This is a genomic window from Rhodococcoides trifolii, from assembly GCF_014635345.1.
Taxonomy (GTDB): domain Bacteria; phylum Actinomycetota; class Actinomycetes; order Mycobacteriales; family Mycobacteriaceae; genus Rhodococcoides; species Rhodococcoides trifolii.
This window is the reverse complement of sequence record NZ_BMCU01000001.1, coordinates 1,261,149-1,282,043: the sequence shown is the minus strand read 5'-3', so window position 1 is coordinate 1,282,043 and position 20,895 is coordinate 1,261,149. Positions and strand designations below refer to the sequence as shown.

Here is a 20,895-nt window from a genome sequence, read left to right as displayed (position 1 = left end):
CATGGTCGGATGGAGGAGCCTCTGCAGATTGCTCCCCTCGACCACGTCGATTCCTCTGCTGCGCTCCGCATCACGCAGCAGTTCTCCATCTTTCTCGGGATCGGTTACCTCTTCTACCTCGGCATGCTGGCGCCCGACATCCACCGCGCGTTCGCGGTGACGGCTCCCTGGTGGAATGTGGTTGCGCTACCGGCCTTCTTCGGTCCTGGCATCGCCATGGGAGTGCTGGGATGGCGGTCGTCCGAGGCGCAGTTGCGCTTCCTCGCTGGTTGTTCCGTCATCGGATGCGGTGTCTCGCTGGCACTGTGGCCTGTCGGGTGGAACGGTGGGTTGATCGAGAACGACAAGGGCATGTGGTTCTCGCAGTTCATCGGTCTGCCCGGACTCGCGGCGGCGGCAGCGTGGCGACCGAAATGGGCGTTCCTCACCCTCGGTGTCGTGGTGATCGGTGCCGCGGCCATCAATCACGAAGTCCGGGCACCGGATCACAACGGCGCCCTCTTCCCCGAGATCGCGTTCTCCTTCGCGTTCTGCATCGTCCCCGTCGCCGCCGGAATCATGGCCATCCGCACGGCCGGCGTGCTGGACCGCACCCGCAATCAAGCCTTCGCCGACGCCGCACAGACCGGTGCCGTGCGCGCCCGCGCAGACGAACGCCGCCGTTTCGACGAGCTGACCCACGACAGTGTGATGTCGACGCTGCTGGCCGCCGCTCGGGAGGGGAGCTCGGCGGAGCTGGCGAAGCAGGCCGCCCGAACCCTCGATGCCATCGACGACCTCCAGTCTGGGGCCGACGACGATCAGCAGCTTGGAGCAGCGCAGAGCGTCGCGGTGATCCAGGCCGTCGTGGCCGCCGTCGACCCCGGCCTGCGCGTCGACGTCGACACCCATGTGCCGGATGCTGTGTTCCCCGCGGGGGTCGTCCGGACCCTGGCGTCGGCGACGTCGGAAGCGCTGCGCAACAGCGTTGTTCACGCCGCTCCGGCGGCAACGCGATCTGTCCGCGTCCACCTGGCGGACGGTCCGTCACTTCGGATCGAGATCGCCGACGACGGCGTGGGTTTCGATCCGGCGGGCGTTCCTCCGCACCGGCTGGGAATTGCCGTGAGCATTCACGGACGGTTGCGCCAGCTTCCCGGCGGCTCGTCCTCCGTCGTCTCCCGCCCCGATCACGGCACCCGAGTCAGCGTCTCCTGGACGGCCGGACGGTGACGCCGGAGCAGGACGTACGAACCCTTCTGGGGATGCACACCCAGGCGGCCAAGGTGGTTGTCGTCGTGTACATCGCCGCGATCTCGGTGTCGGCGTTCGGCAATCTTCACGGCGTGAGCTCCGTCTGGCCGATCGTCGCCGCCGTGGCACTCATCTCCGCCGGGGTGATCGCCTTGATCGCTGCGCCCGGTGATCCGTTGCCGCGCAGCACAACTCTCGCACTTTCGTCGATCGGTCCCGTCGCGTCGGTACTGGTGTTGTGGGTGCTCCCCGTCCCGATGGCCACGCCCCTGCAGGGCTGGACGCACGGGGCGTCGACCACCGTCCTGTGTTTCATGTGTGTGCGCGGCCGACGAGTTCCGCCGTGGCTCAGCCTGTTTGCGATGATCGCGATCTACGGCGCATGGGGGGCGTGGACAGGAAGCACATTCGTCGGCGAGGCCGCCAAGGTGGTCATCGACGCCACCCCCTTGGCGATGGCGACCATCCTGTCCTTCACCCTTCGGCCCACAGCAAAGGCAGTGTTCACCTTGCGCACCCGGTCGGAACGGCAGATCGAAGAACAATCCGCCTTGGCGTCAGCCGTGGCCGAACGCACCGAGCAGCGTAACCGCCTCGACCGCTTGGCCCGGCCGCTCCTCACCCGCATTGCCAGCGACGTTCCCCTCACCGTCCACGAACGCATCTCGTGTGAGCTCTTGGAAGCTCACCTACGGGATCATCTACGCGCGCCGGCTCTGTCGACGCCGCTGGTCGACGAGGCTGCGCTGCATGCGCGTCGGCGCGGTGTGGAGGTGATCATGATCGACGACGGCGGCCTGGACGAGGCGGACCCCACGGTGGTCGACCGCGTGCGGTCGCAGGTGGCGACGGTCTTGACGTCGGCTGAGTCCGGCGCGGTGCGAGTGCGGATTCTTCCGCCCGGCCGCGAGACGGTGGCGTCCGTCTATGTCGAGGATTCCCTGTCGAGGCGAATCAGCATCGACGCGAACGGAGTCGATACTTTCAGCACTTAACCGTGACCCCCGAACTGGTGTCACGAAAAGTCGCGTCTGTCCGTTCATTGCCGCCCTCAGTAGCGTTCCGAGGGTGACCGCTCCCCCGCTTTCGCCGCCGTTCGAACAGCCTGCTCTGAGCCCTCGCGAGGTCGCTGTGCTGCGGGAATGGTTGCTGTGTGACTCGAAGAACGAGGCCGCTCGACGGTTGTTCATTGCGCCCTCGACGCTCAGTACGCACATCGCGCGAATCCGGGACAAGTACGAGTACTGCGGGCGGTCCGCGTCGACGAAGGCGTCGTTGTTGTGCCGGGCGTTGCAGGACGGGTTGATCGATATCGAGGATCTGTGAGTCAGCTCGCCGACAACTGGCGCCAGGTCCGCACCAGGTTGCTGAACTCCTTCACCTGAACCAATACGTGGTCGCGTGCCGCGGTCTCGGCGGCAGCCGCGTCTCCGCGGGCGATCGCGTCGGCAATGACCCGGTGTTCTGCCATCGACCTCCGCATCCTGTCGGGTACGCGCAACTGCAGTCGTCGGTAGGGCTGCAGTACCCGCTTCAACGCAAATGCCTGTTGACGCAGGTAGTCGTTGCCACACGAATCGTTGATGATGCCGTGGAAGCGCGCGTTCGCGTAGTAGTACGCATCCGCGTCGCCGCTGATCGCGTGCTGCTCGCATTCCTGTAGTGCCACTTCGAGTTCCGCAAGCGCGTCGCGTTCGATACGACCCGCCGCAAGTCGCGCAGCCATGCCCTCCAGCTCGGCCATCACCTCGAATCGCTCGGCCACTTCCGAGATACCGAGTTCGGTGACGTACGTGCCCTGCTTGGGACGAATTTGCACCAGACCCGACCGCTCGAGCGCCTGCAGCGCCTCGCGGATGGGCGTGCGTGAGCAGCCGAACTCTTTTTCGAGTTGCGTCGGATCGAGGCGTTCACCCGGCCGGTAGTGGCCGTCGAGGACGGCGTTCTCCAGCGCATCGCGCACCCGCTGAGATTCGGGGACTCGAATCATGGCCACCTCCTGCGGCACAGATTAACCGATATTGGGGGTGGTGCAGCTCACATTTATCCGCTAACGTCCCTGTTATATATATCACCGTCATCGAAATATACGACCGTCGAAGGACGTGGCATGGGATCCGAACAGGGCCGATCACTGAACGCGCTGCTCGCTGCATGCGAAATATTGGTGAGCGATGTCGGTGAGGCGTCGATTCGCACGGTTGCCACCGAGGCACTGGCCGACTACGCGGGGCTCGACGATGCCGACAAGCTGCGCTTCTTTCAGCACGTCACCACCGCATACGACGTCGATGCCGACCGAGTTTGGGCCGCCTTCCATCGCTGGGAGGACGTCCGCGGCGCCGACACGGATGCGAGCGCCCAGGCCATCGAGCTTTTCGACGCCGTCGAGCCGGCTCGCCAGCAGTTGCTCCGCCGCATCAACCACGCGCCCGGCGCCACACTGGCACTGGTCGAGATGCGGTCCGATCTCCGCCGAATGATGCGCACCAACCCCGGTCTGCGCGCGCTCGACCACGACTTCCACCATCTCCTGAAGTCCTGGTTCAACCGCGGATTCCTGCAGATGACCGAGGTCACCTGGGACTCACCGATCGAACTGCACCGGCACTTACTGCATTACGAATCGGTCCACCCGATGACGACCGAAGAAGAACTTCGTCGTCGAATCGAGCCCGAGGATCGCCGCGTCTTCGCGTTCTTTCATCCGGCGACGGGTGACGTGCCGTTGATCTTCGTCGAGGTCGCATTGGTGCAGGGTGTGCCCGATCGCATCGGTCCACTACTGGAACCTGCTGCAGCCCTTGATCCTTCGAGCGCAGACACCGCCGCGCTCTACTCGATCAACAACGCTCTCGATGGTCTGGCGGGTGTGTCGTTCGGCAGCTCGCTGATCAAGCAGGTCATCGAGCAGGTGAAAAGTCAACTGCCGCACCTACATCAGTTCGTCACGCTGTCACCGATTCCCGGATTTCGACGATGGCTCGAAGATCCGCAGACCGGTGACGCGGAGCTTGCCGCCGAGTTAGACACGGGCGTGAGCGACCGCTTGTTCCCCGCCCTGCTGAAATATCTGACCGTCGAACGACTCGCCGACGGCCGACCGATCGATCCCGTTGCCCGCTTCCACCTCGGAAATGGTGCGACTGCGTGGCGGCTGAACTGGCCGGCGAACCCTTCGGACAAGGCCTGGCAGCAGTCGTACGGGGCCATGGTCAATTACCTCTACGAGCCCGACCAACTCGAACGTAGGCACGAGGATTTCGTGCGGCGGCGCACGGTCGCCGTCGACGGTCCCCTGAAATCGCTCGCCGACACACGTCCCCGCAGAGAAGGAACACCGCTGATGACTCACGACACCACCATCTTCCGACTATTCGACGTTCAGGTGCGGCGGCGACCGGACGCTCCACTCTTCGAGCTGCCCGATGGCCGCACACTCGGCTACCGCGACACCGCCGACCTGGTGCAGCAGATCGCTGCACGGCTGCGGGCCGACGGCGTGACGCCGGGAGACCGCGTCGCGATGCAGGTGTCGAAATCTCCCGAGGCCATCGCGCTGTACCTGGCGACGCTGCAGGTCGGCGGCGTCTTCCTGCCGCTGAACACTGCCTACACCGGTTCGGAAATGCGGTACTTCATCGGCGACGCGGGGCCGCGCGTCTTGGTCTGCGCGCCTGATCGGGTGAGCGACTACGCCGAGTACAAGGACAGCCTCGTACTGGAAACCCTCGGGGACTCGGGCGACGGATCGCTGCTGAGCGGCACCGAACGAGACGACCAGGTTTTCGACGCCGCCTCCACCGATCCTGCCGCCATCCTCTACACCTCCGGAACCACCGGGCGTTCCAAAGGAGCGGTGCTCACGCACGGCAATCTCGCCGCCAACTGCGAGGCCTTGATCGACGCGTGGCAGTTCACGTCCGAGGACCGGTTGATCCACGCGCTTCCGATCTTTCACGTCCACGGACTGTTCGTCGCCGCCAACATGACACTCGCGGCCGGCGCCTCGATGCACTTCCTGCCCAAGTTCGACGCCGACGCCATCATCGATCTCCTCCCCCGCTCCACCGTCCTGATGGGCGTGCCCACCTTCTACACCCGGCTCGCGAATAGCGAGAAGGTCACACCCGAACTGTGCGCGTCGATGCGCCTGTTCGTCTCGGGGTCCGCGCCGCTGCTCGCCAGCGACCACAAGGCCTTTTCGGCCCGCACCGGCCACTCCATTCTCGAGCGCTACGGCATGACCGAAACGGGAATGAACAGCACGAACCCGTACGAGGGCGGACCCCGCAAACCCGGAACCGTCGGCAAGGCCCTGCCGGGCACGGAGATTCGTGTCGTCGACCGTAACTCTGCAAAACCGTTGCCGGACGGCGAGGTCGGCAGCATTGAGGTACGCGGCCCCAACGTCTTCGCGGGTTACTGGCAGATGCCCGAGAAGACGGCCTCGGAGTTTCGCTCCGACGGCTTCTTCATCACCGGGGATCTGGGCATGTTCGACGAGGACGGCTACCTGTGCATCGTCGGTCGTGACAAGGACATGGTGATTTCGGGGGGATACAACATCTACCCCATCGAGATCGAAGAGCTCATCGACAGCCACCCCAAGGTGCTCGAATCCGCCGTCATCGGCGTGCCGCATCCGGATTTCGGTGAAACCATTGTTGCGCTTGTGGTTCCGAATCCCGGAGAGAGCCCACGGGACAGCGAACTGATGAATCACATCACCGGCGATCTCGCCCGGTTCAAACATCCCCGAGCGGTGCGTGTCGTGGAGGCGCTGCCCCGCAACGTCATGGGCAAAGTCCAAAAGGCCGAACTGCGCAAGCAGTACGCCGATCTGTTCACCTCTGAGACATAGGAGTACATGATGGTTCTCTATGGAGTTGCGGCGCTTGCGCTGTGCATGCTGGCCGGCACGATTGTCGGTGAAGTCCTCGGCGCCCTGCTCGGCATCGACGCCAATGTTGGCGGAGTCGGCTTCGCGATGATCATGTTGATCTTCGCCGTCGAATGGTTGCGCCGGAAGGGCCACTTCCCCAAAGCAAGTGAACAGGGAATCTTGTTCTGGAGCGCGATGTACATCCCGATCGTCATCGCCATGGCGTCGATTCAGAACGTCGCGGCGGCCGTCAGCGGCGGACCGATGGCAATCCTCGCCGGCCTCGGAGCTTTGGTTGCCGGTGCCGCTCTGGTTCCCGTGCTGGCCAAGATCGGCACACCGTCCGAGCCGTTGCCTCCGCTGACCGAGCAAGAGAAGCAGGAAGCCTGATATGGAACTGCTCAGCTCGGTCTTCGAGAAGAACGATCTGTTGGTGGCCTTCGTCGTGGTCGGTGCGCTGACGCTGCTCGCCGGATTCCTGTCCAAGACGCTGACCCGCGGCAGATTGCACGGATCCGCAATTGCGATCATTTTCGGCCTGGCACTGGCCTATTGGGGCGGCACGGTCACCGGCGGAGAGAAAGGAGTTGCCGATTTCGCAGTGCTGTCCGGTCTCGCTCTGCTGGGCGGGTCGATGCTGCGCGACTTCGCCATCGTGTCCACGGCCTTCGGCGTCGACCTCAAGGAGATCAAGCGTTCCGGCGCCACCGGTGTGCTGTCCATCATCCTGGGCGTGACGGTATCTTTCGTCGTCGGCGCAGCCATCGCCGCGGCATTCGGCTACCGGGACGCTGAATCGTTGGTGACCATCGGCGCCGGCGCTGCCACGTACATCGTCGGACCGGTGACAGGAACGGCCGTGGGTGCGAGCTCGGAAGTGATTGCGCTGTCCGTCGCCGCCGGTCTGGTCAAGTCGGTTGTCGTGATGATCGGTACCCCGTTCATCGCGCGCTTGATCGGCCTGAACAACGCGAAATCGGCAATGGCCTACGGCGGACTGATGGGCACCACGTCGGGAGTCGCCGGCGGGTTGGCCGCCACCGACAAGCGCCTCGTTCCCTACGGCGCGATGACCGCAACGTTTTACACCGGAATCGGTTGCCTGCTCGGACCGTCGCTGTTCTACGTGATCATCAGGGCGATCGTCGGTGGGTGAGGTGAACGCATCCCGCCCCGCTCCAGCCGCGATGCCGCGCTCGATCATCCTCGATTGCGATCCCGGACACGACGACGCGATCGCCTTGTTCGTCGCCCACGGCAGCCCCGAGATCGACCTGGTCGCCGTCACCACTGTTTGCGGGAATCAGACGGTCGACAAGGTCACCGCCAACGCACTTGCCGTCTGCAGTCTGGCGGGGATGACCGATGTCATCGTCGCGCGAGGCGCCGACGGCCCGTTGCGTCGCGCCCACCGCCCGGCGCCCGACATCCATGGCGAGAGCGGCCTCGACGGTCCCCCGTTGCCCGTGAATACGATGACGCTCGACGACAGAACTGCAGCTGCGGTCATCGTCGACGAGGTGATGAGTCGGCCCGCAGGTTCGGTCACCGTGGTTGCCACCGCGCCGCTGACCAACCTGGCGCTGGCGTTGCGGCTCGAGCCTGCCATCGCAGAGCGCGCATCGGTCGCCATCATGGGCGGCGCCATCGAGCAGGGCAACGTCACGGCGTCCGCAGAATTCAACATCCTGGTCGATCCCGACGCTGCGCAGGAGGTTTTCGCTGCGCCGTGGACGGTGACGATGTTCGGGCTCGAGGTGACTCACCTCGCGCTGGCCACCACAGAAATTCGGCGACGATTGATCGACATAGGCAGTCCTGTAGCAGCTTTCGCGGACGAGCTGCTCGAGTTCTTCGGCTCGACCTACGCAGACCACCAAGGCTTCGACGCGCCACCGGTGCATGATCTGTGTCCGGTGGTCTATTTGATCGACCCGTCCGTGTTCACGATCCGCTCGGCGCCGATCAGTGTCGAGACCGAGGGTGAGTTCACACTCGGCCGCACGGTGGTCGACCTTCGGCCGCAGACGGTCGGCGGTCGGCATCGAGTGGCAACAGGTCTCGACGTAGCGAAATTCTGGGACATCGCCCTCGACTCCATCGGGAGGATCTCCATCTGACACAGTCGTGACGATGTTCAGAGCACCCTGGCACCACCCCTCCGGACTCCACCTGGACGTCGTCCCGGCAGACGTAATACACACGCTGGCCGCGGGCAATCGGGATTCACGTGTGTCGCCTTACCTCGCGGGGACGGAATGCCGTGGTCTTTGGCGGTTGAGGAGCAGGCAGATCATGCACACTCCAGCCGACGCCGCATGGGTCACGCGGTTGATCGTCGACCCCGAGGTAGCTCTGCCGGTTGGCGTGGCCGGCTTCCACGGCGCTCCCGACGAGGCGGGCATGGTGGAAATCGGGTACCGAGTGGATCCCGAATTTCGTCGGCGCGGATACGCACGACGGTCCGTGGAGACGCTGCTGAGCGTCGGGCAGCGCCACCCGGACGTGCACACCGTGCGCGCCACCATCAGCCCCGACAACACGCCCTCGCTCGCCCTGATCGCGACCTTCGGGTTCGTCGAGGTGGGCGAGCAGTGGGACGAGGAGGATGGGTTGGAGATCGTGTACGAAGCTGCCGTGCAGGATTCCGTCGGCTCAGCTGGTGCTCTCTGAGCGCAGAGCAGTGATGAGGCGGGCCAGGTCGGCCAGTGCCGTCTCATCCGGCTCGATCACCGTGAAATACGTGACGCCGAACCGTTCCCGAAGCATCGTCAGTGTGGCGACGACGTCGTCGAGTGGCCCAGAAATCATGTTCATCGATTCCATGAGTTGCTCGTCCGTTGCGTCCGGCTGCATCTGACGCAGTGTGCTCAGGTTCGGCTCACGATCGATGGCGAGCTCGAAGATGATCAGGTTGAGCTCGAGATCATCGATGCGCTCTCCCGCAGCCTCTTTCACGAATTCCACGCGTTCCGCGAGCGTGTCGATATTCGGGATGTTGGAGAACGCCACGATATCTGCGTGTTGCGCAGCCAGGGTCAGCACTTTGTTGCCGACGCCTGCCACCATGATCGGCAGGTCGGGCGCGTTCGTCTTCACGTGCTGCACGACGTCCGTCAGATGTGCGACCCGCTTTCCCGCCGACGGGAACGCGATGCCTGCCGCCTCGAATTCGTCGGCGACGTAGCCCGCCCCCAACCCGAGCTCCAGCCTGCCTCCCGTGAGCCGATTCGTGGTGCCGGCGTCACGTTCGAGCAATGCGGGCGAATAGAACCCGGCGTTGAGCACGAAGGTTCCCAGCTGAATGCGTTGCGCCACTTGACCGGCCGCGACGAGGGCGGGGAACGGCGCGATCAGCCCGAGATGATCCGGAACGAGCAGCACGTCGGCGCCGGACGCCTCGACCGCTCGTACCTGGTCGCGGAAGTCACCCTCGACGCCCAGCAGATTTACCCCGAACCTGAAGTCACGCATAGATCGACACTGTGCCCGAGTTCGAGCCGGTCGTCCACCGACTTTCCCTGCTACCAGCCCTCGGAGGTTTGTGAGCAGTCAGCGATGGACAATCGGCTCGAACCGTCCCTGCTCGCCCATAACCGGAGGAATCGTGCATGAGTAACCCCCTCACCTTCACCATCGGCCGAGAAGAACTGGTGATCCGGCAACGGTGGGAGGTGGTCAGCATCTGCAACGACATCCTCGTCGCCGTGTGGTTCATCATCGGCAGCATCTTGTTCTTCAGCGAGTCGACCACCACCGCTGGAACGCGGATGTTTCTCATCGGCAGCATCGAGCTGATGCTTCGGCCGGTCATCAGGCTCTCCCGCCGGGTACACCTCACTCGGATCGGTAGTGGGGTCACCGGTCAGTCGTCGGGCGACTACTGAGGCCCGTCTCGGGCTCCGCGAATCTCACTGCGCAGCCCGACGCACCTCTCCGCGAACGCGTCGAGTGCGGTGAGTACGTCATCCCGCTCGTCCACCGCATTCGCATGGCAAAGCTTTTCGAGAGCCGTTCGTACATTCGATAGCCCTGCAGGGCTCTCCAACTCGCAGAGCGATCTCGAAACGGCCTGATCGCCTGTGGATAACTGGACACAGCGAGCCGAGCGGACAAGCCGCTGCCTGCACACTCCATCTCGTGGACTACCTCACACGTCGCGCTGCGCTCGCTGCCGGGATCACCGATCAGCAGCTTCGGACCGCCCGCATGCGAGGCGAACGCGCCTCGATCCTGCGCGGCTGCACGGTCATCCGCAGCGACTGGGACGCGTTGGCGGCGCACGAGCAGTACGCGGTCACGGTGCGCGCCTTCGCCGACGCAGGCATCAGCGGTGTGCTGAGCCACGAGTCAGCCGCGGCGTTGCACGGTCTCGCATTGCTGCGGCCCGACCGTTCGCGCATTCACGAAAGCGCAGACGGGCGCGGAGGCGGAACGACGTCCTCGCGGCGCAAGTTCTATCGGTTCCCCCTGGCCCCAGAGGATTGCACGGTCGTGGATTCCATTCCGGTGACGACGCCGGCGCGGACGGCGCTCGACATCGCATGCCGGGGAACGTTCGATCAAGCAGTGTGCGCGGTGGAGTCGGCGCTGCGCCTGGGTGCGGACTTCGTCGAACCGCTCGAGAGACTGGGCCGACGTCACGGTCTCGCAATGGTCAGGCGTGCAGTCGATTTCGCGAGTCCGCTGACCGAGAGCATCGGCGAATCGTGGAGTCGGGCGCTGATGACGCGATGGCCCGAGGTACCCGCTCCGCGACTACAGCATGCTTTCATGGACCGGCGTGGTGCCATCGGCCGGACGGACTTCGACTGGGAGGACATGGTCGGCGAGTTCGACGGGTTGAGCAAGTACGGCAATCGCAGCTCCCTAGTGAAGGAGAAGCTTCGGGAAGATCGCCTGAGGGCACTCGGTCTGCACGTGGTGCGCTGGGTGTGGTCGGACCTGACACATCCGGAGCGGTTGCGCCGCATACTGCGCGACGGCTTCGCTCTACTCGAGAGCCGTTCGTACATTCGATAGCCCTGCAGGGCTCTCGATCCGACGGGAGGCTCTCGAAAACTACCCCTTCGTCACCGCCCGCAATTCGCCGAAGACCTCACCAACGATGGCGGCGAACGAGCTCTCTTCCTCGTCGGCGATCCACTGCCGGTATGCAACTCCGAACACTGTCACTCCGGACTCCGCTGCGAGGGTTGCCTGCGGCTCGGGAACGCCGCGCTCACCAAACGCTACTGCGGTCGCCCTGGCCAGCGAGGCCATCTTCAGCAGTTCGCGCTCCTGCAGGCCAGGATTCGCGTCGATGACGGCCTGGCGCACGCGCGAACTCGACCGATGGTCTGCGTCGAAGTAGGACTCGATCGACTGGACCACGTGCTCCACGATCGCGGCAGCCGACCACTCCGCCGGCGCCCCAGCCACTCCGTCGACGAACAACTGCCGCAGCGAGTCCTGCCCGCCGAACAGCACTTCGCGTTTGTCGGAGTAGTGACGGAAAAACGTGCGCTCGGTGACGCCGGCAGCCTCGGCGATGTCGGCGGCCGTCGTCTGCTCGAACCCCCGCTCGTGGAACAGCTCCAGGGCAGCGCTGCGTAGGCGATCGGCTGCGCCGGGCTTCCATCGGACCATGCTCACCATCTTAGTGATGACAGACGCTGTCGTCAGGCGTACCTTGATGTCAGACACTGACATGACTACCGAGGAGCACCCACCATGAGCGTTTTCGTCACCGGAGCATCGGGCTGGATCGGCTCGGCCACCGTCGACACCTTGCTGGCCGCCGGCTACGACGTCACCGGGCTCGCCCGATCCGACGCCTCCGCCGAGACCTTGAAAGCCAAAGGCGCCAGCGTGATTCGTGGTGATCTCGATGACCTCGACAGCTTGCGTATGGGATCGACCGGTGCCGACGCGGTGATCCACCTCGCGAACAAGCACGACTGGGCGAACCCGGCGGAGTCCAATCGCGCCGAACGCGCTGCGGTACAGACGATCTGCGACGTGCTGGCCGGCTCGGACCGACCGTTCCTCTTCGCGTCCGGTGTCGCGGGACTGGCGCAGGGGCGGCCGAGCACAGAGGACGACCCGTCGCCGTTCAGCGGACCCGACGCACCTCGCGGCGGTGCGGAGAACCTTGCGTTCGACTACGTGGAGAAGGGCGTGAAATCGATTGCCTTACGGTTCTCGCCGACCACCCACGGCGACGGCGACCACGGCTTCATTGCGTACATCGTGGCCGCGGCGCGAGCGAAGGGCGTGTCCGGCTACGTCGGTGACGGATCCACCGGCTGGGCGGCCGTGCACCGCTCCGACGCCGCGACGATGATTCGACTGGGGCTCGAGACGGCACCCGCGGGTGCGCGGTTGCATGCCGTCGGCGAAGAGAGCGTGCCGACCAAGGACATCGCGGATGCCATCGGCCGCGGTCTGGGCTTGCCCACCGCATCGATTCCGTCCGAGCAGGCGCAGGAACACTTCGGATTCATCGGCAGTTTCTTCGCGATGGACCTGTCCTCGTCCAGCACCATCACCCAGAAGATGTTGGGCTGGAATCCATCCGGGCCGGCATTGCTCGACGACTTGGCGAGCGGGTCCTACTTCCGGGAGTGACGAAGAGACTCGACTACAGCGGCTCTCGACATCTGCTATCCAGACCGTCGAGTATCGAGCACTGGCGTGAGCTCAGCCTCGATGATGATTCGGTCGCTGGTCGCCACGGTAAGTCCTCTGCGCGCGGCCTGAGCGACAATCATCCTGTCGAATGGATCCTTGTGATTCCATGTCATTCCGCCTGCCGCAATCGAATCGGCGGAATCGATGGCAAGGTCGGTGACATTCATGCTCGCAAGAAGTTCGTCCCATCCTTGGAGCAGTGGTCCAGCGTTCACGCGGCCGTTCCTGCTCTTGATGGCGATCTCCCATGCCGATATCGCGGAAACGGCAAGTTCGGTGTCAGGGTCCTCCAACAGATCCAAGACCGACGGCCGAACGCGCTCTGGTTCCGCCACCAGCCACAGGAGGGCGCTCGTATCGAGCAGAACCGCCGTCACTCCTGACCCTCCCACGCCGACAGCTCGATTTCTGACAGCGGCTCGTCGAACCAATCCGGTATCTGTAGCGACCTGAGCTGGCCGAAGGTTCGAGGTCGCCGTGTTATCGGCGACAGCACTGCCACCGCCCGGCCGTGGGTCGTGATGGTCACCGGAACACCAGTCTTCTCAACCTGTGCCAGGAGGGCATTGAGCTTGGCCTTGGCTTCAGTACTGGTTACCGACTTCATCAGTCAATAATAAGACTAGTCAGACTAGTCCGCATAGTCATGTTGAATCGGAGGGTTGGCGAACACGGGAACGGACCTCGGTAAGTTCATCCCCGATGCCTCCGCGTAAACGAACGCCCACCACCCGCACCGTCCGAGCCGGTCAGAGCAGCGCTGCCCGCAAGTTCAAGGGCGCCACGAAGAAGCGGGCACCGCGTAGAACCACCAAGACCGCTGCCCCCGACCTCCGCGTTCCCGACCCCGGCGAGCGCGTGTGGGTGCTCGACGTCCCGTTCGAAGACCGGTCGGCGGCCGGCGCGGCCGGGGCGCGCTGGTACCCCGGCCCGCGAGTGTTCGCGTACTACGGAACCGAACTGCCGGAGTATCTGCAGCCCTACGAGTCGATGCCCTATAGCCTGCAGCGCTGGCTCGAGGACGACGCGAACGAGACGTGGCGCGACGAAGAAACGAGAGAGCGGTCGATGCAGCCGCGCGAGACCCAACTCGAATCCGTTCGACGCCACCTCGCTGCCCTGGACAACGGCTTCCCCTATTTCGCGCAGATGGATTCGACGGGCCTAGGCAAGACCCTCGCCGTCTGTGAGGCGGTGCGGCAGATGGCCGCTGCCGAGATCGGGACCGTGCTGGTGGTGGCCCCGAAGGGTGCGCTGCCGGGATGGCGCCGAACTATCGCCGACAGCGAGGCGGACATCGAACCGCCGGATCGCAAGCGCTGGCTCCTCGTCACCTACCAGTCGACGAAGAAGCTGCTGACCGTTCCCGAGGACACCGATCTGGGCAAACGCAAACGGACGCAGAACAAGCGGACCATCACACTCGGTGAGCTGCGCTTCGACATCGACGTGGTCATCGCCGACGAGTGCCACGCGCTGATGAACATCGAATCCCAGCAGTCGCAAATCCTGTGGCGCTATCAGGAGGCGGCGCGGGCGGTGGTGTGGATGTCGGCGACACCGGGCTATCAGCCGCTGCACTTCGCGTACATGGCGCGGGCGATCGAGCAGTCCCGCGGTACCGAGATCATCGGCGACGACGACTCCCTCGGCTACGCCCTCACGGTCAAGTGGGCACACTTCCTGGAAAAGTCCGGCTTTGCGATCAAGGCCGGCGCCGCGACATCGGGTCTCAAGACGTGGCGGTGGCAGCCTGACGCCGCCGAACGAGCCCGCGACATCGCAGCAGTACACGGATGGCTGTCAGGAGGTGGTGTGCCGTGGTCGATTTCGCGTCCCTCACCGCCGACCCCGCGCGAGCCGCTCGGCCAGGAGCTGACCGCGGCGCAGAAGCGGCTGTACAACTCCGCGTGGCTCGACTACCGCAAGGAAGTCGGCCTGCCGGTCTACAAGAACCGGGTGCTGCAGAAGAATCCGAGTCTGCGGTCCGCCACGCTGCGCTTCCGGCAGAAGTGCTCGTACCTGCGCATCGAGGCCTCGGCCGATCAGGTGCGGGCGTGGGTCAAGGCCACCAATCAGGTGTTCGTGTCGATGTTCTACCGCGAGTCCGTCGCCGCTCTCGCCCAGACCCTGCGCGACGACGGCCTCGCCGTGGCAGTGGTCGACGGAAGCATGAGCAGTCCGGAGCAGGAAGCCGAGATCCGACGGTTCCAGACGGGCGACGCGACGGTGATCGTCTCCACCACCACGAGCGCGATCAACCTGCACACCAACGAGTTACTGCTGCCGGAAGGCACGACCTCGACCCTGGCGCCGCGTGTCACCCTGATCCACGACCCACGGTGGACGCCGATCGACATCCGGCAGATCGAGGGTCGGGCCAACCGGATCGACAAGGACCACAATCACACCAGCTCGACCTGCTACTACGGGTACGCCGAGGGGACGGTCGAGGAGGAGATGGTGCTCACGGGGGTGGAGCGGATCGCGGACCTGGGTTCGATTGTGGGACAGAAGGATTTGATTGACCCGGAGGAGTTCTTGGCGGGGAGGGCGACTGAGGCGTGAGCAGCGCATGGAACCGATGCGGTGTTTAGAAATCGCAAGACTCGTCCCAAATGGGTGTCACGCGTGGTCCGACACCTATTCGGTTCGCTGAAATGCGGGCACTGCCTCTGAGCTCGCCTCGGGGACTAAGCGAATTCGAGCCAGATCAGGTCTTACGAGACCGCGCGAGAGTACACGCACGCTTATACCGCTTGACCAGCGCAACAGGTCCATCCCAGTCTCGACGCGATTCGAAAAACCTCTCCAAGACTCGCACTTCGTTGTCATAGTCCTTTAACTTCCGATACATTATCGCCGCTTGCATCGTGAACTCGCTGGACGTATCTCGATCTATAATCTCGTTGGCTTGAAATTCCGCGTTCATCACTGGAATCAGCATCTGCAAAGCCTCAGCGTAATGTCCGGAATTCTTTAGCTCAAGGATGCGCAGCCCCCAGACATCAAAAGATTCACCCTTGAATTTATTTGCCTCCTCATACCTGTCCCACGATCTCCTCTGCTCTTCAAGTGCACGCAGTCGCTGATCGAGCCAGAGGAATCCCCGGTCGGACTCGCTAGACACGCTGACCTGTGCGGCCACGTTGTCGCTCCAGCGCTTCACATGAACTAGTCCGACAGCAGATCCCGAACGGACGGACGCTATTAGCCTTTCGTTGCCGTAACGCTTCCGAGGCCAAATAGAACCGACATAAATTCCACCTGTATAGACATCGACCGACATTCCCCTGACAGTTGTTCCGAGGCTTAGATCGCCTGAAAGAACTACGAAGTCAGCGTCTCCTAACAGCGCCGACAGCTCGTCCTGATATTTAGACTGGTAGTCGAGTACGTACCATTCTGTCTCGAAGTACTCAGAGCCGCGAACTTCATCGGACAGCGAGAGCCATGCCGATAAGTGCTCAGGCCAACTGCCCTGAAGGTCAAGAATTAGCGCAGAATAGGACGACTCGTCGAGATCGACATCGGAATCTCCCGGCATGTCAGAGCCGCCGAAAATATAGTCATTTTGTTCTCGGTATAGCCGACCTGAAGATATTACCCGAAAACCTTGGCGGTTTGCCTCCACTACTTGACTATGCATATCACGGGCCATCCCTGCGCGGAGATAACCAACACGAACACCCTGAATATCAAGCGCGACTGCGTTTGCGTCTGCCGGGTTTCCCGGCTCAGGTACCCATTCCACGTCGATTGAGGTCCCGAGGGGCAACGAACCCAAGAAGTCCTGGTTGCTGAACCCAATCACGTTGTGCAACGAAGTTGATCCGTTTACCCGCATGACCCCGACAGGTGGTGTGTACTCGCCCGGAGGGCGGTCATACCCCTCACTCCATTCATCCTCAAACGCCGGGTCGTAGTCATCCATAGACTATTTGTACCATTTGATGACTTACGGCGTTCTGACACTCCTAGAGCGCACCGAGGTCCCCGGCTCCCCTCTTCGAGAGCCAATTCCAAACTCGATAGCCCTGCAGGGCTATCGAATAGACAGTCGGCTCTCGAAAGGCAGGCACCGGGCGTTCTCCACCTATCGCCACGTTCTGCGATGCGCACGAACCAAAGATCCCGCCCCCGCCACCGGCGAGGCTTCCATCGCAGGCTCCCTGCGCCCGGCCTCTGGTGTGACGGTAGAACAGGACCATGGAACCTCACGCCATACCGTCCTGGCAGTTCGCGTTCGACGACCTGTGCACCTGGTACGTCGTGATCACGGACCCGCACGCCGACCTCACCGGCTGGTCCATCCACTACAACCACATCGACGGGACCGCGGACTCCTCCCCATTTGTGCAGAACGACGCCGATTTCCGCTACATCGAACTGGCGACGCGCACCGCGTGGACCGCGACCATCGAAGCCGCCGCACTCCTCGACGGCTTCGAAACAGCTGGCGGACAAATACTTCCGGTGGAACCGTGGGACGGATTGGCCGCCTGGCTGGTCGAGTCCATGACCGACTCGCGACCCGGCATGATCATCGACCTCGGACCCAACACCGACATCCCCGACGAGGAGATCGAGGACTTCGAACTCGTCAACGCGCAGATTCACGTGCTCGAGGATGGTGTGTTCCTGGTGCGCCGCTCACGTCGGATTCTGCGACAGCTGCGCTTCGTCGACCATTCCGTCGCCGGCCTCGACCTCGATCTGTGGCATCACGACGGGCTGTTCGACGACTGCACCGACGGCTACCTCTTCAGCCGGGACCGACACTTGGTAGCCAGTGCGTGCGCCGCGTGGCTGCGGGACAACGGCGGGGAGGACGCCCTGGATCAGCTCGGGTGTTCGTTCGAGTTCGCGGACGAGTTGCCACGCACGACGTAGGTCTAATAAAACCGGACGACCGCCGGAAACTTGACCGGGTAATAGGCTCTGGGTATGGACGGTTTCCGCCCCACCCGAGCTCAGGTGTTGTTGCTGGTTGCTCTCGGTGTTGTGGCGGTCCTGGTGGGTGCGCTCGCATTCGTGGTGACGCATCGCGATACCGCGGCCCCGATCGCTGCGCCGCAGACATCGGTCACAACAGCACCGCCGACGACCACGACGACCACCACCACCGTCACCACCACCACGTCTCCTCCCCCGCCGATGCCGTCACCGGAGCAGGTGGTTCGCAATCTCTACGGCTTTCTGCCCGGGTCCACCGAGCAGGCCTGGGCAACGTTCGACCAGCGGTATGCGAACAAGACGGGCAAGGCGAACTTCGAGCAGTTCTGGTCGACGATTCGGTCGGTCGAGGTTTTGTCCGTGACGCCGCGGGATGCGTCGACGGTCGTCGCCCGCCTCAGATACGTCACCAAGGGCGGACGCGTCGATACCGAGAATCGTTCGCTGACACTGGTCGACGTGCAAGGCAGACTGCTTGTCGACGACTCCGTCCGCTTGGGTCCCGCCTGACGATCTACGTCAGCAGCTTCGCCTCGACCCGAACTGCACCCTTGTCGCTGCGCGTCGCGATCGCGTGGGCTTCGTGCGGCTTTCCGTCGAACATCAACGTCATCGGTGCGCCGTCGCCGAGGAAGTTGCGCCACCAGCTCTTCGCGTCCGGAGCAACGACTGCGATGCGCACGGTGTCTCCGGATCGCTTGTAGCTGACGACCAGTGTGATCTGCTTGCCCGACTTGCGGCCTGTATAGGTGACCTCGGCCATCGATTTGTTGAGCACACCCGCCAGCGGACTGTTCCGGAGAAGCGGGAGCATGACCTTGTTAGCCCCGTTCGCCGCGGTGCGGAAGACCTGTCCGAAATCCATGAGTTCTCCTATGGTCGCCACGCTGTCGCGTTCACACAGTAGGCGTCCGGCGCGCTGGAAGACTAGTGCAAAGAAACGTAGAGACCGTGTTCCGACGAGGTGTGGATGGGAAACCCGTTGTCCGGCTGCGACTGATCCAACTGTGCGTTCGGGTACGCACGTAGGAAGGCGTTGACGTAGATCGCGATCATCGACGTCGCGAACGACTTTCCGGGGCACGACCGCGGCCCCTTCCCGAACGGAATCACCAACTCCGATGCGTGCGCCCTCAGCAGACGGCCGGGGTCGAAGGTCGGTCCGTACGAAGCATGAAGCGCATGAATGTTCGGCATCACGAGCGTGTTTCGGTGAAGGTCGAACCGTGAGTTCCCGAGTGTCACGGTGAAGTCTTCGGTCACCCGCCCGTTGAACACGGACCCCGGGGTGTCGACGCGCATCGCCTCCAGGACGCAGGCACGCATGACCATGGAGTCGCCGACAGACTCGGGACTCACCGCCGCGACCTGCTCCTTCCAGCTCACATTCGCCGGGTCGAGCAGATGTTTCAGGGTTGCGAGAATGGCGGTGCGCGTGGTGTCGACCGCGGCGATGAACGATGTCGCGGTGTCGTCCCGGACGACGTCTGGCGAGAAACCCGAAATCCCATGCAGCCGCCTGATGTGGCCGGCAATGGTGTTGTCGGGACGCACCATCGACATGTGCTGCTGCAGGAGGCGCGTGTTGGACCGCATCCAGCGCTGCTCCCGAGTGACGGCGAACCGCTGCAGTCTCGGCTCGACTCGCATCGCGTACGTGTTCGCGTACTTCCTCAGCCTGAGAAAGTTGTCGTACATTGCCTCGGCGAACGGCAGTGTCTGTTCGCAGCCTTCGCTGTCGATGTATCTGACAGGCGCAGAGGCCGCGTCACCCCAGATCGCCTCTGCCACAGCATCACGCACGCAGACGGTGACGGAGGGACGCACGTCGAGGGTGGCCAGTCCGCGGGTAGCGGCAAACTGTCGATCAATGGCGTGCAACGTGGGTGCCGCGGCATAGCCGGCACTGGTCGCGACGATCAGGTTCCTCTTGCGCTCTCGAAACTGCGGCTGGCTCGCCGGTGCGAAGGTGATCGCCTCCGGACTCAACTGACCGAACGAGTAGCGCGCCGCCGTGTCGCGGTCGATGTGCGGTCCCGAAATCTTCGGATTCACGATCGCGTCGATGGCCCGGCGCGAGACCGCGTACAGCTGCACCCGGCTGCCGCGCCAGGTGCCGACGAAGTCCGAACGACCGTCGCCGAGGAACAGATGGTCGCGGGCCAGTTTCTGGTCGAAGGCTCCAGACACCTTCCGTTCCGACAACAATGGCAGCGGGCCGCCCAGGAAACGGATGCCTTGCCGTTGGTAGCTGGCGCGCTGTGCGAACACCGAAGTCACGCCACCACTGCTCCTCGGACGGCCGACGCTGCCGCGTCGCGGCTTCGAGGGGATCGTAATCCCTTTCCGGCAATTGGTCCTGCCATTCGTGGCCGTCCAATGTCGACGCATACACAGGCGTGGAATACGCCTCAACGGCGTCTACCCCGTCGGCCCGTTCTCCCGACACTCCTCGATCGTCGCCCCGGTGTTCAGGCAGTCGACCCAACCACCCTGAACGTCACCCGACGTCGGGGGCTCGCCACACGCCACGCCGCAGCGTTGATACCCCGGCACGAATGACCCGTCCGGATACACGCATCCCGCGTCCGTGCACGTGTAGCCCCGGTCGGCCGTGGTACCTGGATCGACCGGCGCTTGGGCCTGCTGGTCGGCCTTCTGTTGCTGGTTGTAGTCGTTGCAGTCAGCCGTGTACATCAGCGTGCCGTCGGACATATGCGTTGTCCCGAATTCGTAGTTCTCGCTGATATCGGCGCACGCGACGACGGTGGCGCAGGCACCCGTCCCGTTCGACATGGGCGCACCGAACTGGTCCGTCGGCGCGGCCATTGGCTGGCTGCAATCGATTTCAGGTTCGACCGCGACGGGAGCAGGCGGCAATTCGGTGGTCGTCACTGGCAGCTGCGTAGTTGTGGTGGTTGTCGAAGTGGCCGGTGCAGTCGTCGTGGACGTCGCACTGGCGCTTACTGTGTCGGATCGGTCGCCGCAGCCAACAACCAGCATGAGGACCGCCGGAACGAGCAGTAACTTCGGGGCAACGCGGCGAAGGACGTGCACTTGCTGCCTCCGTACCTAGATCGACTGTTGCAGGTCACATCGACGACTGCTCGACGGCTGTTACGAACCCCAGCCCAGTCACCCACCTGACC

Annotated in this window: 23 protein-coding genes; 14 read left to right on the top strand and 9 right to left on the bottom strand. The window is 63.7% G+C overall.

Annotation, left to right across the window (positions count from 1 at the left end):
- Positions 1-9 precede the first annotated feature (9 nt).
- The 3 genes from IEW02_RS05985 (at position 10) to IEW02_RS25065 (ending at position 2,559) form a co-directional block, all read left to right on the top strand.
- Positions 10-1,212: a sensor histidine kinase gene (locus IEW02_RS05985; RefSeq protein ID WP_188543717.1), complete on the top strand. Its 1,203-nt coding sequence runs from the start codon at positions 10-12 to the stop codon at positions 1,210-1,212.
- A gap of 32 nt (positions 1,213-1,244) precedes the next feature.
- Positions 1,245-2,228: a DUF8320 family protein gene (locus tag IEW02_RS05980; protein WP_188543716.1), complete on the top strand. Its 984-nt coding sequence runs from the start codon at positions 1,245-1,247 to the stop codon at positions 2,226-2,228.
- 73 nt (positions 2,229-2,301) lie between these two features.
- A complete protein-coding gene (locus tag IEW02_RS25065; RefSeq protein WP_229745796.1) occupies positions 2,302-2,559 on the top strand; it encodes a response regulator transcription factor in 258 nt (85 codons plus the stop codon).
- Between the two features lies 1 nt (position 2,560).
- On the opposite strand, the gene IEW02_RS05970 is transcribed toward IEW02_RS25065, so the two are convergent.
- Positions 2,561-3,223, bottom strand: coding sequence for a GntR family transcriptional regulator (locus IEW02_RS05970; RefSeq protein ID WP_188543714.1), 663 nt, complete (start codon positions 3,221-3,223; stop codon positions 2,561-2,563).
- 120 nt (positions 3,224-3,343) lie between these two features.
- Between IEW02_RS05970 and IEW02_RS05965 the strand changes: the two genes are divergently transcribed.
- The 5 genes from IEW02_RS05965 (at position 3,344) to IEW02_RS05945 (ending at position 8,791) form a co-directional block, all read left to right on the top strand.
- On the top strand, positions 3,344-6,097 hold the full coding sequence (locus IEW02_RS05965; protein WP_188543713.1) for an AMP-binding protein: 2,754 nt from the start codon (positions 3,344-3,346) through the stop codon (positions 6,095-6,097).
- A 6-nt stretch (positions 6,098-6,103) separates the two neighbouring features.
- Positions 6,104-6,508, top strand: coding sequence for a malonate transporter subunit MadL (madL, locus tag IEW02_RS05960; RefSeq protein WP_229745795.1), 405 nt, complete (start codon positions 6,104-6,106; stop codon positions 6,506-6,508).
- Between the two features lies 1 nt (position 6,509).
- The gene (gene madM, locus IEW02_RS05955; protein WP_188543712.1) at positions 6,510-7,274 is read left to right on the top strand and encodes a malonate transporter subunit MadM; all 765 of its coding nucleotides are present in this window, start codon (positions 6,510-6,512) and stop codon (positions 7,272-7,274) included.
- 1 nt (position 7,275) lies between these two features.
- Positions 7,276-8,238 carry a nucleoside hydrolase gene (locus tag IEW02_RS05950; protein WP_229745794.1) on the top strand — a complete coding sequence of 321 codons (963 nt, stop codon included), beginning with the start codon at positions 7,276-7,278 and terminating at the stop codon, positions 8,236-8,238.
- A gap of 175 nt (positions 8,239-8,413) precedes the next feature.
- Positions 8,414-8,791 carry a GNAT family N-acetyltransferase gene (locus IEW02_RS05945; RefSeq protein WP_229745793.1) on the top strand — a complete coding sequence of 126 codons (378 nt, stop codon included), beginning with the start codon at positions 8,414-8,416 and terminating at the stop codon, positions 8,789-8,791.
- Here IEW02_RS05945 and IEW02_RS05940 read toward each other — a convergent pair.
- Entirely contained in the window at positions 8,774-9,592 is an 819-nt protein-coding gene (locus IEW02_RS05940; RefSeq protein WP_188543710.1) for a TIGR03621 family F420-dependent LLM class oxidoreductase, read from the bottom strand. The two genes, IEW02_RS05945 and IEW02_RS05940, sit on opposite strands and share 18 nt — an antisense overlap.
- Positions 9,593-9,729: 137 nt before the next feature.
- On the opposite strand from IEW02_RS05940, the gene IEW02_RS05935 reads away from it, so the two are divergent.
- Positions 9,730-10,005, top strand: a complete 276-nt coding sequence (locus tag IEW02_RS05935; RefSeq protein ID WP_188543709.1) for a YrhK family protein — start codon at positions 9,730-9,732, stop codon at positions 10,003-10,005.
- Positions 10,006-10,258: 253 nt separating this feature from the next.
- Positions 10,259-11,140, top strand: coding sequence for a type IV toxin-antitoxin system AbiEi family antitoxin (locus IEW02_RS05930; protein WP_188543708.1), 882 nt, complete (start codon positions 10,259-10,261; stop codon positions 11,138-11,140).
- A 39-nt stretch (positions 11,141-11,179) separates the two neighbouring features.
- Here IEW02_RS05930 and IEW02_RS05925 read toward each other — a convergent pair whose 3' ends face one another.
- Positions 11,180-11,746 carry a TetR family transcriptional regulator gene (locus tag IEW02_RS05925; protein ID WP_188543707.1) on the bottom strand — a complete coding sequence of 189 codons (567 nt, stop codon included), beginning with the start codon at positions 11,744-11,746 and terminating at the stop codon, positions 11,180-11,182.
- 84 nt (positions 11,747-11,830) lie between these two features.
- On the opposite strand from IEW02_RS05925, the gene IEW02_RS05920 reads away from it, so the two are divergent.
- Positions 11,831-12,727: an SDR family oxidoreductase gene (locus tag IEW02_RS05920; RefSeq protein WP_188543706.1), complete on the top strand. Its 897-nt coding sequence runs from the start codon at positions 11,831-11,833 to the stop codon at positions 12,725-12,727.
- A 35-nt stretch (positions 12,728-12,762) separates the two neighbouring features.
- On the opposite strand, the gene IEW02_RS05915 is transcribed toward IEW02_RS05920, so the two are convergent.
- Entirely contained in the window at positions 12,763-13,167 is a 405-nt protein-coding gene (locus tag IEW02_RS05915) for a type II toxin-antitoxin system VapC family toxin (RefSeq protein WP_188543705.1), read from the bottom strand.
- Complete coding sequence (locus IEW02_RS05910; RefSeq protein ID WP_188543704.1) at positions 13,164-13,397, bottom strand: type II toxin-antitoxin system Phd/YefM family antitoxin; 234 nt, start codon at positions 13,395-13,397, stop codon at positions 13,164-13,166. Before IEW02_RS05910 ends, IEW02_RS05915 begins: the two co-directional genes overlap by 4 nt.
- Positions 13,398-13,492: 95 nt before the next feature.
- Between IEW02_RS05910 and IEW02_RS05905 the strand changes: the two genes are divergently transcribed.
- On the top strand, positions 13,493-15,358 hold the full coding sequence (locus IEW02_RS05905; RefSeq protein ID WP_188543703.1) for a DEAD/DEAH box helicase family protein: 1,866 nt from the start codon (positions 13,493-13,495) through the stop codon (positions 15,356-15,358).
- 145 nt (positions 15,359-15,503) lie between these two features.
- Here IEW02_RS05905 and IEW02_RS05900 read toward each other — a convergent pair whose 3' ends face one another.
- Positions 15,504-16,724 carry a hypothetical protein gene (locus tag IEW02_RS05900; protein ID WP_188543702.1) on the bottom strand — a complete coding sequence of 407 codons (1,221 nt, stop codon included), beginning with the start codon at positions 16,722-16,724 and terminating at the stop codon, positions 15,504-15,506.
- 275 nt (positions 16,725-16,999) lie between these two features.
- Here IEW02_RS05900 and IEW02_RS25420 point away from each other — a divergent pair, with 275 nt between their 5' ends.
- Entirely contained in the window at positions 17,000-17,683 is a 684-nt protein-coding gene (locus IEW02_RS25420; protein WP_308933156.1) for a hypothetical protein, read from the top strand.
- Positions 17,684-17,737: 54 nt separating this feature from the next.
- Entirely contained in the window at positions 17,738-18,256 is a 519-nt protein-coding gene (locus tag IEW02_RS05890) for a hypothetical protein (protein WP_188543701.1), read from the top strand.
- A gap of 4 nt (positions 18,257-18,260) precedes the next feature.
- On the opposite strand, the gene IEW02_RS05885 is transcribed toward IEW02_RS05890, so the two are convergent.
- The 3 genes from IEW02_RS05885 to IEW02_RS05875 all read right to left on the bottom strand — a co-directional run bounded on the left by IEW02_RS05885 (position 18,261) and on the right by IEW02_RS05875 (position 20,641).
- Entirely contained in the window at positions 18,261-18,611 is a 351-nt protein-coding gene (locus IEW02_RS05885; protein ID WP_188543700.1) for a hypothetical protein, read from the bottom strand.
- Between the two features lie 62 nt (positions 18,612-18,673).
- Complete coding sequence (locus IEW02_RS05880) at positions 18,674-20,026, bottom strand: cytochrome P450 (protein ID WP_188543699.1); 1,353 nt, start codon at positions 20,024-20,026, stop codon at positions 18,674-18,676.
- A gap of 141 nt (positions 20,027-20,167) precedes the next feature.
- Positions 20,168-20,641 carry a hypothetical protein gene (locus IEW02_RS05875; protein WP_188543698.1) on the bottom strand — a complete coding sequence of 158 codons (474 nt, stop codon included), beginning with the start codon at positions 20,639-20,641 and terminating at the stop codon, positions 20,168-20,170.
- Positions 20,642-20,895: the final 254 nt, after the last annotated feature.